The sequence below is a fragment of the Ferrimonas sp. YIN67 genome (assembly GCF_057219095.1).
The window spans coordinates 1-17028 of record NZ_JBXVVJ010000001.1; the positions used below are offsets into that span (position 1 = coordinate 1).

Annotated in this window: 11 protein-coding genes; 5 read left to right on the top strand and 6 right to left on the bottom strand. The window is 57.8% G+C overall.

Annotation, left to right across the window (positions count from 1 at the left end):
• Positions 1-149: 149 nt before the first annotated feature.
• From glnS to AC2D8U_RS00030, 6 genes are all read right to left on the bottom strand, one after another.
• On the bottom strand, positions 150-1823 hold the full coding sequence (gene glnS, locus AC2D8U_RS00005) for a glutamine--tRNA ligase (protein WP_484616977.1): 1674 nt from the start codon (positions 1821-1823) through the stop codon (positions 150-152).
• A 120-nt stretch (positions 1824-1943) separates the two neighbouring features.
• Positions 1944-2528, bottom strand: coding sequence for a NapC/NirT family cytochrome c (locus tag AC2D8U_RS00010; RefSeq protein ID WP_484616978.1), 585 nt, complete (start codon positions 2526-2528; stop codon positions 1944-1946).
• Between the two features lie 2 nt (positions 2529-2530).
• Complete coding sequence (locus tag AC2D8U_RS00015) at positions 2531-3124, bottom strand: NapC/NirT family cytochrome c (RefSeq protein WP_484616979.1); 594 nt, start codon at positions 3122-3124, stop codon at positions 2531-2533.
• A gap of 129 nt (positions 3125-3253) precedes the next feature.
• Entirely contained in the window at positions 3254-5422 is a 2169-nt protein-coding gene (gene feoB, locus AC2D8U_RS00020) for a ferrous iron transport protein B (protein WP_484616980.1), read from the bottom strand.
• Positions 5422-5655 (bottom strand): FeoA family protein, encoded by a 234-nt coding sequence (locus tag AC2D8U_RS00025; RefSeq protein ID WP_484616981.1) that lies wholly within the window; start codon positions 5653-5655, stop codon positions 5422-5424. Before AC2D8U_RS00025 ends, feoB begins: the two co-directional genes overlap by 1 nt.
• A gap of 152 nt (positions 5656-5807) precedes the next feature.
• The gene (locus AC2D8U_RS00030) at positions 5808-6386 is read right to left on the bottom strand and encodes a NapC/NirT family cytochrome c (protein WP_484616982.1); all 579 of its coding nucleotides are present in this window, start codon (positions 6384-6386) and stop codon (positions 5808-5810) included.
• 378 nt (positions 6387-6764) lie between these two features.
• Here AC2D8U_RS00030 and AC2D8U_RS00035 point away from each other — a divergent pair, with 378 nt between their 5' ends.
• The 5 genes from AC2D8U_RS00035 to AC2D8U_RS00055 all read left to right on the top strand — a co-directional run bounded on the left by AC2D8U_RS00035 (position 6765) and on the right by AC2D8U_RS00055 (position 16953).
• Entirely contained in the window at positions 6765-7730 is a 966-nt protein-coding gene (locus tag AC2D8U_RS00035) for a DmsE family decaheme c-type cytochrome (protein WP_484616983.1), read from the top strand.
• A gap of 9 nt (positions 7731-7739) precedes the next feature.
• The gene (locus AC2D8U_RS00040; RefSeq protein WP_484616984.1) at positions 7740-9821 is read left to right on the top strand and encodes an MtrB/PioB family decaheme-associated outer membrane protein; all 2082 of its coding nucleotides are present in this window, start codon (positions 7740-7742) and stop codon (positions 9819-9821) included.
• A gap of 66 nt (positions 9822-9887) precedes the next feature.
• Positions 9888-11840: an OmcA/MtrC family decaheme c-type cytochrome gene (locus AC2D8U_RS00045; RefSeq protein ID WP_484616985.1), complete on the top strand. Its 1953-nt coding sequence runs from the start codon at positions 9888-9890 to the stop codon at positions 11838-11840.
• A gap of 153 nt (positions 11841-11993) precedes the next feature.
• Positions 11994-14399 (top strand): OmcA/MtrC family decaheme c-type cytochrome, encoded by a 2406-nt coding sequence (locus tag AC2D8U_RS00050; protein WP_484616986.1) that lies wholly within the window; start codon positions 11994-11996, stop codon positions 14397-14399.
• A gap of 295 nt (positions 14400-14694) precedes the next feature.
• Positions 14695-16953: an OmcA/MtrC family decaheme c-type cytochrome gene (locus tag AC2D8U_RS00055; protein WP_484616987.1), complete on the top strand. Its 2259-nt coding sequence runs from the start codon at positions 14695-14697 to the stop codon at positions 16951-16953.
• Positions 16954-17028: the final 75 nt, after the last annotated feature.

The window sequence follows — 17028 nt, forward strand, 5'->3', positions numbered from 1 at the left end:
GATAGCTGATAGCTGATAGCTGATAGCTGATAGCTGATAGCTGATAGCTGATAGCTGATAGCTGATAGCTGATAGCTGATAGCTGATAGCTGATAGCCAAAAAAAACGGACGCCGAAGCGTCCGTTTTTTAATGGGTACAAGGAGAGCCTTAGTCGGCGATCTTGGCCCAGGAGTCCCGCAGGCCCACAGTGCGGTTAAACACAGGGCGCTCCTCGGTGGAGTCCTTAGGATCGGCACAGAAGTAACCGGTACGCTCAAACTGGTAGGCCTTTTCCCCCTCGGCATTGGCCAGGGAGGGCTCCACCACCGCGTTCTCGATAACCACCAGAGAGTCGGGATTCAGGGTCTCTTCCAGCTCACCCACATTTGGGTTAGGCACGTTAAACAGACGGTCGTACAAACGAACCTCTGCCTTCACGGCGCGGGAGGCCGATACCCACTGGATCACGCCCTTGGGCTTGACGCCATCGGCGGGATCCACACCCAGGCTGTCCAGATCGACGGAGCAGTAGATGGCGGTAACTTTACCGTCCGCATCCTTCTCGACTCGCTCGGCCATCACCACGTAGGCGTTACGCAGGCGCACCTTCTTGCCCAGCACCAGGCGCTTGAACTTCTTGTTCGCCTCTTCGCGGAAATCATCGGCTTCGATGTAGATCTCACGGGAGAACGGCAGTTCACGGTTGCCCATGGACTCATCGGATGGATGGTTCGGTGCGGTGAGGATCTCCACCTTGTCTTCCGGGTAGTTCTCCAACACCAGCTTAACCGGATCCAGCACGGCCATGGCGCGGGGGGCATTCTGGTTCAGATCTTCACGGATACAGGCTTCCAGCATCCCCATCTCGACGGTGTTTTCCATCTTGGTCACGCCGATCCGCTTACAGAACTCGACGATGGAGCCCGGCGTGTAACCGCGGCGACGCAGACCGGAGATGGTCGGCATGCGCGGATCGTCCCAACCGGAGACGTGACCGTCCACCACCAGCTGCTGCAGCTTACGCTTGGACATCATGGTGTATTCCAGATTCAAGCGGCTGAATTCGTACTGACGCGGCTGGCAATCGATGGTGATATTTTCCAGCACCCAGTCGTACAGACGGCGGTTGTCCATAAACTCCAGGGTACACAGAGAGTGAGTGATCCCCTCCAGCGCATCACTGATACAGTGGGTAAAGTCGTACATCGGGTAGATGCACCACTTATCACCGGTCTGGTGGTGATGGGCAAACTTGATGCGGTAGATCACCGGATCGCGCATCACCATAAAGGAGGACGCCATGTCGATCTTGGCGCGCAGACAGGCCTTGCCCTCTTGGATCTCGCCGTTTTTCATCTGCTCGAACAGCGCCAGGCTCTCGGCGATGGGGCGATCCCGGTAGGGGCTGTTTTTGCCCGGCTCCTTCAGGGTGCCACGGTATTCACGGATCTCATCCGGGCTGAGTTCATCAACGTAGGCCAGGCCCTTGTTGATCAGTTCAATGGCATAGCCGTGCAGCTTGTCGAAATAGTTGGAGGAGTAGCAGATCTCACCATCCCACTGGAAACCCAGCCAATGGACATCACGCTTGATGGATTCCACGTACTCGATGTCTTCTTTCACCGGGTTGGTATCGTCAAAGCGCAGGTTGCACTTACCCTGGTAGTCGTGGGCAATGCCAAAGTTCAGACAGATGGATTTGGCGTGACCGATGTGCAGGTAGCCGTTCGGCTCCGGTGGGAACCGGGTATGAACGCTGGTGTGCTTACCGGAAGCCAGATCCCCGTCAATGATGTTACGAATAAAGTTGCTGGGACGTACTTCGGTGTCCGGCTGGCTCATGCGCATCCTCCGATGGGAAACTTTCAAATGCAAAACGGCTATATTCCTACAAGTCGGGGGATCCCGCAACCGCTGGACCCCCCGTTTTTAAGGCGTTTGCGCCGGATCGTGAACTCTTGCTCAGTTCTTCGCCAGCGCACCCGGCAAGCGGTGCGCGATCCCCTTGTGACAATCGATACAGGTCACGCCTTCCTCCTCGAGAGCCTCATGGTACTGGGCCGCCATCTTCGACTGGGCCGCCGGATCCACCCGCTGACTGTTGTGGCAACTGCGGCACTCACGAGAGTCCGTTTTTTCCATCACTTTCCACACCCGTTGTGCCAGCTCAAGGCGATGGATTTCCAGGTCGTCCCGAGTTTCGTATTTGCCCATCAGTTGGGTGGTGACATGGGACACGGCGCTGGTCCCCTTGACCCATACCTTGGCGAAAAAGGATTTGGGAATATGGCAATCGTGGCAGGTGACCACCACGCCAGTACGACTGTTGAAATGGGCCGACTCATTGTGCCACTCCTCCTCCACCCATTGAGAGGGTGAGTTATGGCATGCGGTGCAGAATTCGTCGGTACTGGTCAATGTCATGGAGGTTTCAAACCCTACCCAGGCCAGGATCCCAAGGCCAATGGCCAACAGGCCGCCCAATGGGATCCCTAAACGCCACCAGGCTCCGGGAACCCGCCACATTCCGTTATTATTCTTGCTCATGCTCACTCCTTATTCGCAGCAGGTTGGGCCTGAGGCTTGTTATGGGCCAAATACTTATGGCAGTCGATACAGGTCCGCTCCATCTGCTCCATGCGAGAGTGCATGTTGGAAGCCATCTTGCTCTGTTTATTCGGATCCATCCGCTCCACCTTATGGCAACTGCGGCACTCGCGGGAATCATTGCTGCGCATATCGCTCCAAACACTCTCCACCATCTCATGCCGCGCCGCTTCAAACTTTTCCCGAGTATTGAAGTCACCCTTAACTGTGTAGAACACCTCTTTCATCGCCGTGATCTTGCGCCACATCTTGGGCACAAAGGCCTTGGCAACGTGACAATCGGCACAGGTTACCGTGACTCCGGAGGCCGTATTATAGTGGGTGTGCTCAGGCCACTCCTCGGCGGCAAATTTTGACGGCCCATGACACTGGACACAAAAGGCATCGGAGCTGGTTTCATGGATCACCACATTAAACCCCACGGTGCCCAGAATACCCGCCACAAATAACAGCAACCCCCCGATGGGGATCCCCAGTCGCCAACGAGCGCTCGGCCGTTGCCACAGCCGACGCCATCCATTTTGCTCATTGTTCATATTGCTCACCTATCCTACCGCAGTGTCAGCAAGGCCCGTTTCGTTTCACCTTGTCCATAAACGAAAAAAGCAGCCTATCAGGCTGCCTTTGTTAACTAACTTAGTCGTTTCCGATTCTGGATACCAGCCCTACGACTGGATCACCACGGGAATATCACCCACCCCGCGTCGACGCTGCCGACTGGCATAACGCAGCGCCAGTACCAGCAAGGCAAAGACCAGCAGCACCAGCAGCACCATGGGGACACCGGCGACCCCGTAGGCGGCGAGTTGGTAGAAACTCACGGCCGTGCCATACGCCAGGGCAAAGGTCCAGAATGCGGCAAACCCGGCCCAACGACTGCCCAGCTCACCGGAGATCGCCCCCAGCACCGCCGCACAAGGGGTATAGAGCAGGATAAACAGCAGGTAGGCCATGGCTGCAGCCTGGCTGGAGAACGCCTTTTCCAGGTTACCCAGGCTCGAAGTTTCAAAGCCATGCTCTTCACCCAGGGTATCAATGTCTTGCAGATCGCCGATGTTGACACCGAGGGGATCGGCCAGATCAATGCCAAGCATCGCCTCAGGGACAGTCACCAGGGCCTCGATAAAACGCTCGCCAAGGCTCCACTGATCATCGCCCCCCTCATCGCCGCCATACAGGCTGCTCAAGGTGCCAACCACGGCCTCCTTGGCAAAGATCCCGGTAATGATCCCCACGGTGGCCGGCCAGTTATCCTGTTCAATACCCATGGGCTTAAACACAGGTGTCAGGGTCTGTGCCGCGACCGACAACAGGGAGTTATCCGTATCTTCGTTGCCGATGGAGCCGTCGGTTCCCAGGGTGTTGACGAAGCTGAGCAGGGTCACCACCACCACGATCACCTTACCGGCCCCCAGGACAAACTGACGGGTACGCATCCAGGTTCGGGTCAGCAACATATTAAGAGTTGGGATCTCATAATCCGGCAGTTCCATCACTGAGTGGCCGCTTTGCCCCGGCAGCAGAGTCCAGCGCAACACCAGCCCGGTCAATACCGCAGCGAAGATCCCGATCAGGTAGAGAACAAATACCAGGTTCTGCCCGTTGTCCTGGAAAAACGCGGCGGCAAACAGGGCATACACGGGTAACCGTGCCCCGCAGGACATAAAGGGGGCCATCATCGCCGTCATGATCCGCTGGCGACGGAACTCCAAGGTACGGGTCGCGGTTACTGCAGGCACATTACAGCCAAAACCGACGATCAAGGGGACAAACGCCTTGCCCGGCAATCCCAACTTGTTCATGGCGCCCTCCACCACAAAGGCGGCGCGAGCCAGGTAACCGGAGGTTTCCAGCAATCCCAAAGCGAAGAAGAGGAAGGCGACCACAGGAATAAAGGTGGCAACGGTCTGGATCCCCATCCCCAATCCATTGGCCAGCAGACCCACCAGCCAGTCAGGGAAGCCTGCCGACTCATAGAGCTGTGCCGCACCATCGACAAAGAGGGTGCCCGCCATGATATCGAAGAAGTCGATAAAGGCGGCCCCCATATGGATGGCAAACAGGAAAGTGAGATACATCATCGCAAAGAAGATGGGGATCCCGGCAATGGGGTGCAAGACCCAGCGATCCAGCCTTTCGGTCAAGGAGGGTACATCCCGGTGCGGCAGCACGCCATGGCTAAGCCACTGCTCAATGATCTGGTGTCGATGAGCCGAGATCCCTTGCAACAGCTCCGGTTGAGTCTTGACCCGCTGGCGCAGTGCAACCAGAGGGGTCTCCTCTCCGAGGATCAGATCACTGCCATAATCCAGACGCAGAGGGGCGATCTCGGCATGAGCCTCGCTATTCGCCAACGCGGCCAGCTTCTCCAATCCTTCACCACTGCGGGCACAGATCGGCAGAACCGGACACCCCAACTGCTTGGCCAAGCTCTGTAGATCCAGCGGGGACGCCTGCTTCTGTGCCACATCCCACTTGTTGAGCAGCACCACCATAGGCACGCCCAGTTCCCGCAGTTGTACTGTCAGGTACAGGTGCCGCTCCAACTGGGTCGCATCCACCACATTGAGAACCAGATCGTAGCCTTTCTCCATCAGGTAGCGATGGGCAATGGCTTCATCCTCGGGCCCGGACTGGCCCGTCAGATCATACAGACCAGGAAGATCGGTCAACACCGTTTGAAACTGGTCAAGATTAGCGGCTTTCTGACTGGCGCCGACCGTGACACCAGCCCAGTTACCGACTTTGGCATTGCCGCCACTCAGGCGGTTAAACAGGGTGGACTTACCCGAATTTGGGTTGCCCACCAGCACAAGATTCAACGGCTTGGTCATCATTGAGCTTCAACTTGAATGGTACGGGCGAGAGAGGGTGTCAGACAGAACTGGCTGCCCTTGAGCTTCAGGTGCAAAGAACGACCCAAAGGCGCACGGCGAACGACCTCCACCTGCGCACCGGGCACAAAACCCAGGGCGCTGAGCTTGGTCACCAAGGCTGATTCCAGCCCCTCGGTTTGTATCGATAACACGCTCACTCTGGTGTTATTTGCGGTCTCGGCCAGTGTCATCTGCCACTTCCTTAAATGCTAATCGCTCTCATTTAGACTGAGTATATCCTTACTCTCGAGAAAAATGCATGACCCCGATCGACTTTTCCGGCGATAAAAACACAAAAAAAAACGCCTCCGCAGTGCGGAGGCGTTTCTCAACGAAAACGAACTTACTTCGCCTTGTCGTGGGCAATCTTACCAGCGTGACAGTCGATGCAGGTACGACCCATGTCATCCATGCGCTTGTGCATGTTGGCGGCCATACGGGACTGCTTTTCGTAGTCGAACTTCTCTACGATGTGGCAGCTACGACAGGTCTTGGAATCGGTGGCACGCATGTGCTCAACGGTACGCTCCTGCATCAGTTTCTTGTGGCCGGCATAATCTTCAGGGGTGTTGTAGTCACCCTTCAGCTGCCAGAACACCTCTTCCATGGCGGTGATCTTACGCCACATCTTCGGCAGGAACTCTTTTGGCACGTGACAGTCTTTACACTGAACGTCCATGCCAGAGCGGCTCATGCCGTGAGCACTGGTCTGGAACTCTTCGGCAGCGTAGCTTGGCACGTGACAGTTCACACAGAAAGCTTCGGAGCTGGTGGCATCCATCACTACGTTGAAACCGGCAGTACCAACCACACCGGCCGCCAGGAACAGGAAAGCACCAAAAGGGATGCCCAGCAGCCATTTGGCTTTAGGAGCTTTCCACAGCTTCGCCCAGCCGCTCATATTTTCGTTACGATCTTGCATCTCATATCCCCTACATGGATTTGAAACCACGCTTTTCACATTGCGCGATTTCCAAATTTAGCTGGCGCAGATTGTACTGACCTCACTGGCTCAAATTGATGATTAGAGTCACGTTTTCGCTCTAACGAAGAAACCTTTTGCGCCTCTTTCTTGTCGCCCCGTTTTTCTGACGGACCATTAAGATCCCACCTTCCTCCCCATGCGGGACACAGCTCACAAACCACCAGAAGACCAGGTGAAAGAAATTCACTTGGAAGAACCCGCCATTGAATGTTGCTCAAAAGAGATCGACTGCTAACCTTGTGATAACACCTGCAGAAGTCACTCTACATCTCAGGTGGATAACCAAAAAAATACTGGCTGCAAAGGATGCAGGGAATGTGTGAGCAAACAACGACCTCATTGCGCCTCGTCGCGATGCTGATGCTGGCGCTTGTGTGCCTCGGTATCAGTCCGGTCATCCACGCCGCTTGGGACGAGATGCCGCAAGAGGAATATCTCTCCATCGTCACCGACAAATTCGAAAATGGCAGCTATTCGGCCAAAGGCGCCGATAACTGTCTGATGTGTCATCGCCGCAGTGACAAGGTGATGGCGCTGTTCGACGGTGTTCATGGCCGCACCGGCAATGATGCCAGTCCCATGTCTCCCAAACAGCTTCAGTGTGAGGCCTGCCACGGCCCCCAGGGCAACCATAACCGTGGGGGACGCGAACCCATGCTCACCTTCGGCCCGGACGCAAAGCTGCCTGCCGAGGCGCAAAACAGCGTCTGCATGAGCTGTCACCAGGGCGATGCCCGTTTGGCTTGGCACGGCAGTACCCACGACGTCGAATCCGTGGCCTGCAGCAGTTGCCACAACGTGCACGTCGCACACGATCCCAGCAAGGACAGCCGGGTCGCCGACGACAATTGCTTGGGCTGTCATCAACAACAAAAAGCCCAGATCCACCAACGCAGTAGCCACCCGATCCGAACCGGACAACTTCACTGTACCGATTGCCATAACCCCCATGGCAGCCTGAACCCAGCCATGCTCAGCCAGGTCAGCGTCAACGACAACTGCTACGCCTGCCACGCCGACAAGCGGGGCCCCTTCCTCTGGGAGCACGCCCCCGTGGCGGAGGATTGCAGCAGCTGTCACAGCCCCCATGGCAGCGTCAATGAAGCCATGTTGACCCAGAGGCAACCCCTGCTGTGTCAGAGCTGTCACGCCAGTGTCCACAGCGGCACACCCATCTTCCAATCAGGTCAGGATCCCTTTGGTGCCGGACGCAGTTGCCTCAACTGCCACAACATGGTGCACGGTTCCAACCATCCATCCGGCAAGCTATTGCAACGTTAGGAGCGCACGATGAAACTCAAGTTTCCAAAACTGATCAGCGCTCTGGCCATCGCCCTGGCAGGACCGACAGTGGCCATGGACTTTTCGCTGAATCGAGCCAACACCCAGGGCGTCAAGTGGGAAGCGTGGGAGTGTAAGAACTGCCAACCCACCCAGGGACTGGACGGCAGTTTCAGCGTTGGCATGGTCAATACCGAGCTTGATGATCCCCATGCCGCCAATGCCCTGGGTACAGATCAAGACGGCCTGTCTGTCCAACTGGGGGCCGATCTCACCCACTGGGACGATCAGGATACCCAATGGCAGCTCAGCGCGCAGGATCTCGGCCTGGATGTGGCGACCCTGCTGGCCAGCGCCAACCGGGCCGGTGATTACCGGGCGGCCCTGCACTACCGGGCACTGGCCCGCTGGGACGCCCTGGCCCGCACGCCCTTCCGGGCCAATGGCAATCGCTTTACGCTACCGGATAATTGGGAACGTGGCGCAACCACAGCACAGATGCCCCAACTGGACGCCTCCCTGCAAGGCGTCAGTCTGAAGATCAAACGCCAGCACCTGGGGCTGGAGCTCGACAAGCATTTTGATCGCATTCGTACCTACGCCGGATTGAGCCAGCAAGATCGGCGGGGCCGAAAACGCTCATCCAGCAACCTGTTGACCAACTCGGTCGCACTCACCGAGCGGGTGGAGGATCGTACCTTGGGGATCGAAGCCGGGCTGACCGCCCATGGTGGCCCCTGGCAGGTCGCCTTTGGTTACCAGGGCAGTCGCTATCGAAATGATGCCGCTGCCTTATATTGGCAAAACCCCTATACCCCGACCTTCGGCAGCGCCTTCGAAGCCCAGCAATCCACCGCCCCGGATAATGACGCCCACCAGTTCCATGGCCAGGCCAACTGGTCTGAGGGGATCCACTCGGTCACAGGACAACTGGTCTGGGGCAGGCATTCACAGGATGCCCAACTGCTGCCCGCGACCATCAACGGCCCCTCCCCACAACTGCCCGGCACCGATGCCGATCTCAAGCTCGATAAGATCGATGCCGATCTACGCTATCGCGTCCGCTTGGGCCAAAAAGCCTCCCTGGCACTGAGCTATGACTACCAGGACAGGGACTATCGCACCCCGCTGCGAGAGTATCCTCAAGTCGTCACCGACAGCTTCAACGCTGGCAAACGCCTGCCCTACTACCCGGATAAGACCCAACAAGGCCTCGGTGCCAAGTTCAACTACCGCTTCACACCAGGCTTCAGCACGGAACTGGGCTACCGCTACAGCAACGAAGAGTGGGACAACCAGCGGATCGAGAGCGCCGACACACACCGAACCTGGGCCAAGCTTCGCATCCATCGCTGGCAGCCCCTGCAGATCTGGTTGGAAGTCGCCGCAGAGCAACGGGATGGTGACACACCCCGTCCTGCGGTCGATCCCAACGGCACCAGCGACGAAGCGCTACGCCAATATCACCTGGCGGACCGTGACAGGAACGACGTCAAGCTCGTTCTCCAATACCAGCCACTGGATCGCCTGAGCCTCAGTGCCACCCTTGATGGTTTCGAGGAAGACTACGACAGCAGCCAGGTTGGCCTGGATGAGGTTGAGCGCTACGGCTTCGATCTTCATGCCGCCTGGAGCGACGAAGACTATCACCTCTATACCTTCTACAACGATTACCACACCAAGACCCGACAAAGCGGCAGCAACCTCGCCTCCCGCTGGCAGGCCCTGCAGGACGATGATGCTCAAGGGTTTGGCCTCGGGGGCGAGTACTCCGGCCTCTTCGATGCCCTGACCCTGGGCCTGGATCTGGTGTATGCAGACAGTGACGGCCTGACCCAGCTGCAACAGGGAGTCACCGGTCGTTACGGTGACAATCGCAGTCGCCGTACCACGGTCGATCTCTTTGCCCGTTACCGGTTGAACGAACAGTCGGCACTGGAGCTGGATCTGCTGATGCAGAAATACGATGACCGGGACTACCTCAATTCGGGGCTTGCGGCGGACAGCATCAGCAATGTGCTGCTGTTTCCCGATCTGTCCCACGACTACAGCGATTACCGGCTGGGTGTGAGCTACCGACATGACTTCTAAGCGGCCAGCACACAGGCTTTGCCCCCGTCCAGGCAGGAGACCAGCATTATGAAGCGAGAAATGATCATGAACAGGAAAGGATGCATCAGACTGATGGCCCTGCTGGCCATCGCAAGCCTGGCTGGCTGTGGTGACAATGGCCGAGATGGTGGTGAGGGCGGGCCCGGCCCGGATGCTCCCCCCCCGGCGCAGGAGGTCAATGAGCTCAAGATCACCATCAATCGCGGGGCCATCAATGCCGATGGCCAAGCCGAGCTGGAATTTCTGGTGGTCAATGAGAATGGCGAAGGGGTGATCGGCCTGCAAAGCGCCACGGTCCTGGCGGCCCAGCTCTTTCCTGCAGGTTTTACCGGCGCGGGCAACAGCACTGAATGGCATTTCCTGAAAAGCGAAACCTACAGAGTCGATGGTGACACCCAGGGGGAGTGGACCGATCTGAAGAACGGCTTCTACACCTATGTCAGCGACTTTAGCGTCAAAGAGGATGACGCCTACTCCGCCGAGCTGCCCCAGCGCCTGGTAGTAAAGCTCGGGGGCGACAGCCTGCCGGGCGCCAGCACGACACTTCCCGTGGCCAACGCCTTCGTGGATTTCCAGCCCCAGGGCGGTGATCCCGCCTTTACCCGTCAAATGGTCGACGGCGAAGCCTGCGAAACCTGCCATATCTCCATTGCCAGTATCAAACACCGAGGCAGCTATACCGAGCTGGAGACCTGTGCCACCTGTCACAACGACAACCGAGTCAAACCGGAAAATATCCTGACCACGCTTGCCCACCAGAAACACCTCGAGAGCGGACTCGACACCTTCGTCAACTGCGAAACCTGCCATGTATCGAAAGACCCGGATGCGCCGCTGGCCAATGTCGACAACTGGACACTGAATCCCAGTATCGAAGCCTGCGGTGCCTGCCACGACGCCATCGACTTCCCCTCGGGCCAGGGCCACCCGGCCCAGGCCGACAACAGCAATTGCGCCGCCTGCCACAACCCGGATTGGACTCGGCAAGCGCACCTCCAAGGAGTCGCCAATACAGCCGCCGTGGTGGAGCAACTCACCTTCTCGGCCCAGTCCGTGGTCAATGACGACGATACCGTGACCATCGCCCTCACCTTCCAAGATCAAGGCAGTGATGTGGATGCTAACGCCATCGCAGCCAGCATCGATCTGGCCGAGTTCGTCTCCAACGTCGGGCCAAACTTCCCCGTTCTCAGCTATTTCACCAAGGACTCGGGCACCTTGCATAGCGCCGACATTCCCGCAGCCATTGTCGACGGCAAACTCAGCTACACCACCAAGGTCCTGCCCTTTGATGTGGGCGATGCCGACACGGCCCTGACCCTGGTGGGGGTGCGCGTCTGTGCCGACAGCGGGGTACTGACCCAGTGTGATGCAGCTGCCGACAAGATCGCGCTCAACGCCTTTACCGCCTTTGTGGCCAAAGAGGGTGAAGTGGCCCGACGTCACAGCGACTCCCTGGACAACGCCAACTGCCTCGGCTGCCACGGCGAAACCTTCCAACTGCATAACGGCGAGCATCACGCCGGATTTGTCCTCAATGACAATATCCAGGTGGGCGACTGTGCTTCCTGCCATACCCCCCAGGGCACCTATGCCCCCACCAATATGGGGGCCATCGAGCTCAAGCTGCATCTGGTCCATGGGCCGCAGCCGGTTGTCACCGACTGTGCTCAGTGCCACACCAGCTTCAACCTGGCTGCCTTTGCCAACAAAGGGGCACTCAATACCGGCGTCTATGATACCGGCGCTGTCGATGGCGAGGGTGAGCCCATCACTGAAGCGGCCTACAGCACCCCACGCGCCGCCACCTGTACCTCATGCCACAGCGAGCTGAACAAGGATCTGGGCAACATCACCCTGGCGGCGCACATGGAGCAGTGGGGCGGTGCCGTCCTCAACGCTGAGCGGGCCACGGCAGATGCGGCCGCCCCGGCAGAGACCTGCTTCACCTGCCACCAGCCCGGGTTGAACAACCACTCGGTGGTCTTTAATGACTAAATCCGGTCAGGATGGCGACTCTGCATGGCTATACGCCCGCGAGTCGTCATCTTCCACCGCCAGGAACAGCGCAACAGGGAGCCGAAGGCCATGATCTTTTCGGTGAAACAACAGAGCAATCTCATTAACCAACAAACGCAGCGGGACGGTCCCATGAAGACTCTCACTCAACACAAGGCATGGCGCACCCTGCTTCTGGCAGGGACTGCCACGCTTGCACTCACCGCCTGTGGTGACGGCGACGACGGCAGAGACGGCGCCGACGGCCCTCCAGGGGAGGTCAACATCAACATCAGTGCCGCCCGCGCCCTGGTGGCCGAGATCACCCAGGTCACTATCGACGAGGGTGGCAAGGTGATGGTCGACTTCGATCTCACCGACGCCAACGGCGTCGCCATCGCCGGACTGGATGCCGAAGATTCGGTGGATCGCCTCGGCATGGGGATCGCCAAACTGGCTACACTCACCAAGCGTGAACGCCCCCTCCCGGGCGAGGGCGGGGCCTCATTAAATACGTTCCAGAGAGGAACGAAATCTCTCCAATGGACCAGCTACATCAATGAGTTGGTCGAGCCCGGCACCGTCGGCGGCGATCCCGACGAGTTCCCCGAGGGCTGGGATGACAACCAAAGCCCGCAGATCCAGGCCAATATCGAGCGCAGTTGTGGCAGTGCCTGTGTCGAAGCCACCGGCAACGGCAGCTATCGCTACACCTTTGAAAAGGCCCTGGGCGATTACCCCCAGGTCGAGGGGTTGGATACCAGCTTCGATGCCACCCAGACCCATAGGGTGACCATGGAGCTGCGGCGAGTACGGGGCGACGTAAAGGAAGCCCTGGTTAACACCTATTACGACTTTATCCCCGCCACCGGTGCCGCCGCCACGGCAGATGAAACCCGCCAACTCGTCGTACTGGAGCAGGCGTGCCTGCGCTGTCACAGCAGCGACTACGACAACGACGACGCCCACCCCCTGATCCTCCACGGCGGTGCCCGCTTCGAGCTGGAAAACTGCTCGGTCTGCCACACCAGCTACTCGGGCGATCCGGAGACCGGTGCCACCATCGACTTCGGCTCCATGCTCCACCAGATCCACAAGGCCGAGTACTTTATGATCGGCCATAACGGTAACCCCCAGGATTACCGCGAACTGACCTTCCCCGCCAACGGCAACGACTGTGGCGTCTGTCACCTCGAAGGCGACGACGCCCCGGCCCAGGCCAATCATTGGAACTTCCACCGCCAGGAAGCCTGTTTAAGCTGCCACGAGAAGTTCGCTCCCGATGACTGGGATGGCACGGCCAGAGATCTGTTCCACCGCGACAGTTTTACGCCCTTTGCCGAAGGCAACTGCGCCGGCTGTCACGCCGATGACAGCAATCCCATGGGCTCAGCCATCTATCATTCCGCCAAGGCCCTAGCAACCGCCAACAGTCGGGAAGCATACGCCTACGAACTGGGCAATGGCACCTACGACGCCATAGCCGGCACGCTGAGCTTCACCTTTGATTGGGCCGCCGACTCGGCACCTGAGACCGACCCCAACGTCAGTGCTTTCTGGGTGACAGCCGCCGCCTTTGATGGCACCGAATACAGTCTGGGTGGCGCTCGGGCTGACAGTGGCAGTCCCTTTGGCCGCAACCGCTCGCGCATCGCCTTTGATCTGACCACCGCCAACCAGGAAGGCAGTCAGGTGATCTCGCAAAGTACCGAGTCCGTGGTGCGCTATACCGTCTCGGGGATCGATCCCACCTTCCAGGATCTGCTTGCACAAACCGGCCAGGGCTTCCTCAGTGGCAAGCTGTTTGTCTGCGCCGATGCGGCCGTGGTCGACATGGATACTTCGGCACTGGTACCGACCGCCTGTGACAATGCGGAAACTCGAGTGATTGAAGCGATTGTCGCCGGCAACCAGGCCAGCTTCTCGGCCGATGGCAGCGGCATCGATCTTCGCCGTATGGTGGCCATGGAAACGGGCTGTGTGAACTGCCACGCTGAGCAGCCAGATTTCTCTGCGTCTCATACGGGTACACGAGGAGACGAGAGCTATCCGCCCAACAGCGATTGCGGGGCCTGTCATTCGGGTTCACCCAATACCGCAGTAAGCCTGACTGACGGCAGTTGCGTGGCATGCCACAACCCCCACGGTTCGGCCCACGCCAACAAACCGTTTGAGCGGGGCTTTGAGTTTAAGGTGATGATCCACCAGATCCATGCCGGAACCCGTTCCGAGCGCCGCAACACGGATCTGGCGATCACCTATCCGGACAGCCCGACCAACTGCTTGACCTGTCATGCCGAGGGACTGCCGAACCTCTCAGCACTCGCCGCTGTGCCGGCCTTTATGGCCAGTGACGGCGAGTTCAGCCCCACGGTCGCGGCCTGTGCCAGCTGTCACGCCACCACGGAAGCGGGCAACCCGGCTGCCGTGGCGCACTTTAGGCAAAACGGCGGTGTCTATGCCGGCACCGAAGGGCAGTACACCGGCGGTGAATCCTGCGCCACCTGCCACGCCGCCGGTCGCAGCGTCGGATACGATGTCGCCCACGGTCTCGACTGATCCCACCTTAAACTCACAAAGGGCTCCTTCGGGAGCCCTTTTTCTCACCTCCCCACGCCTGACCAAGTCTCCGGCGACTTATTTTCATCCCTTAAAACACCACTCAACTACCGCAACCTTTCAGCCAAACCGACCCACCAAAACCAATAAAAACCACATTCACAAAACAACCCAACCAAAGCGTTAACGAGATCGCATTTATTTCCCAAACCCCATCCTAAACTATTCACGAAACTGAACATTTACAGTTTCAGTAGATGAAATTGACATCACTTCTCATTTGCAGGGAATAGAGATGACGAACAAAAATAAATACTGGAAACTACTGGCGTCTGCCGCCGTGGTTTCCATCGCACTGACAGGGTGCGGCGACAATGGTAAAGACGGCGCCGATGGGGAAGATGGTTCCTCCGGCATCATCGGAACCCCCATCGACAAAGCCAGCAGCATTGATATCGAGATCAGCAACGCCACTGTCGACAAGGGCGTACTGGCTATCGACTTCGCTTTGAGTGATGCTCTAGGTATTGCGGTAACCGGGTTAACCAAAGACCACGACCTGCGTTTTGGCATTGCTCAACTCAAGCACGTTATCGAAGCTGGCGAAGCCAATGACGGCTCAAACGATATCGATTACGGCTACCAGTGGGTCGCTTACCTGAACAAACTGGTCAACCAAAACCCCGACTGGATCCCTGATGGCGAAGAGCACATCGCGCCAGTAGAGAGTTTTCTTCAGGCCCAGGTCGAAAAAGCATCCGCTTGCGATGACTGTCTAACCGACAATGGTGACGGAACCTACAGCTATCGCTATCAGGTTAATCTGACTGAAGTGACCGAGCCTCTTGCCGTAGCCTATGACGCAGATCTGACTCACCGCGTCACCATTGAACTGGAACAGCCCGACTTTGCAGCCAATGCTCATTACAACTGGCAGCCAAGCAGCGGCCTGACCGAAGGGATCACCTCCCGGGATGTTGTAAGCATTGAGGCCTGTTACGCCTGTCACCAGCCCGACAGCCTTGAGTTCCATGGCGGACGGCGTGTTGATCTGGAAAACTGTGCCTCCTGTCATACCCAAACCTCCGGCGACCCAGAAACCGGGAACTTGGTGGATTGGACCTACATGATCCACGCCATCCACAAAGGTGGCGAACGTCACAGCACCAGCGCCGAGTCAGAAAGTGGCACTGTTGAAGCGCCTTACAAGGTGATCGGCTACGGCGGCGGCGTCCATAACTACGGCAAGGTTATGTACCCGCAAAAGCCAATGGCAAATTGCTCAGCCTGCCACGTTGACAGTGGTGCAGACAACGCGCCAGCCGATGCGGGCCTGTGGCTAGCGGACAAGAACCAGTTCGCCTGTAAAGGCTGTCATACCGATGTGCCTCATGGCTCCAAACCGGGCGAAACCTATGACAACTGTACTTCTTGCCATAAATTCGAAGGCTATGCCCGCGGCGCTGCAGAAGCTCACCGTGATGCCACCGAAGCCTACCGTCTGGCAGAGCAGTACAGCGTCAAATTCAGCAACGTCGCCGTCACCGCCGATGTTTTGGGTGATGTTCTGAGTTTTGATCTTCAGATCTTGGACGCAGCAGGTACTCCGGTTGAAAAAGATCGGATCTACAAGAAAGGCTATTCCAAGCCCTATGTAGTGGTCTCCTGGAATATCGAACAGGATTACCCTGCCTACGTCGACGGCACTAAGTACAGCGATCGTCGCCAGGACATCATGGTTCACGCCTATGACGATGCCAGCAAAACCTTCACCGTAACCGCTGATAGCATTACTCTGCCAGCAGATCTCAACGGCAAGACCATGGAGCTGTTGCCGGTCATCAAGACCTGTTTCAGCCAAGGTGGTTACGGTCGCCCTGAGATCGTCCCCATGAGCTGCTACGATGAGGCCGATCCAAGCATCAATAACCCAGCTGCATACCCAGCCTATATTCAGGATGAGCCTTACCGCTTCGTCTGGAATGACGGTGTCGATGCCGATGCAAAGGTTGCCGTTCGTCGCGCCATCGTCGATGCGCAGAAGTGTCACGACTGCCACGGCGCCGAGTTCTACCACGATTCCAATGGTGTCAACTGTCAGTCCTGTCACACCAGTGACAAGAGCGTGAAGGACTACAACGCAAACGATCCTGATGCAACAGAGCCCAGCTATGGCGGCACCAGCTTTGCCTGGAAAGGCCATAAGGCGGCCGGTCACTACCTCAAGTACGCTGGCGTGAAATCCGGAACTGTGATGAAGACCGACTGTTTGACCTGTCACACCAGTGACGGCTTCACCCTGGGCCGCTCGCCGGACCGCGTCTGGCAGTACCCCACCAGCAAAACCGACGGCACCCCAGTGTTTGTCTCCTCCGATGCTGGCGCCTGCTTAAGCTGTCACATGGGACACCTGAGTGAAGCGGCTATCAACCATATGAAGACCTATGGTGCCGTGCTCGATGGTGCAAATCAGACGGATGTTCAAACTAACGCCGCTGAAAGTTGTGCCACCTGTCATAAACCAGAGCAGATCCTGTCTTTGCATGGGAACTAAGCCAACCGGCAATCAATAACCTACCAAAGGGCGAGAAGTTCTCGCCCTTTTTCATCAACATCCCGTTTTTGTGAC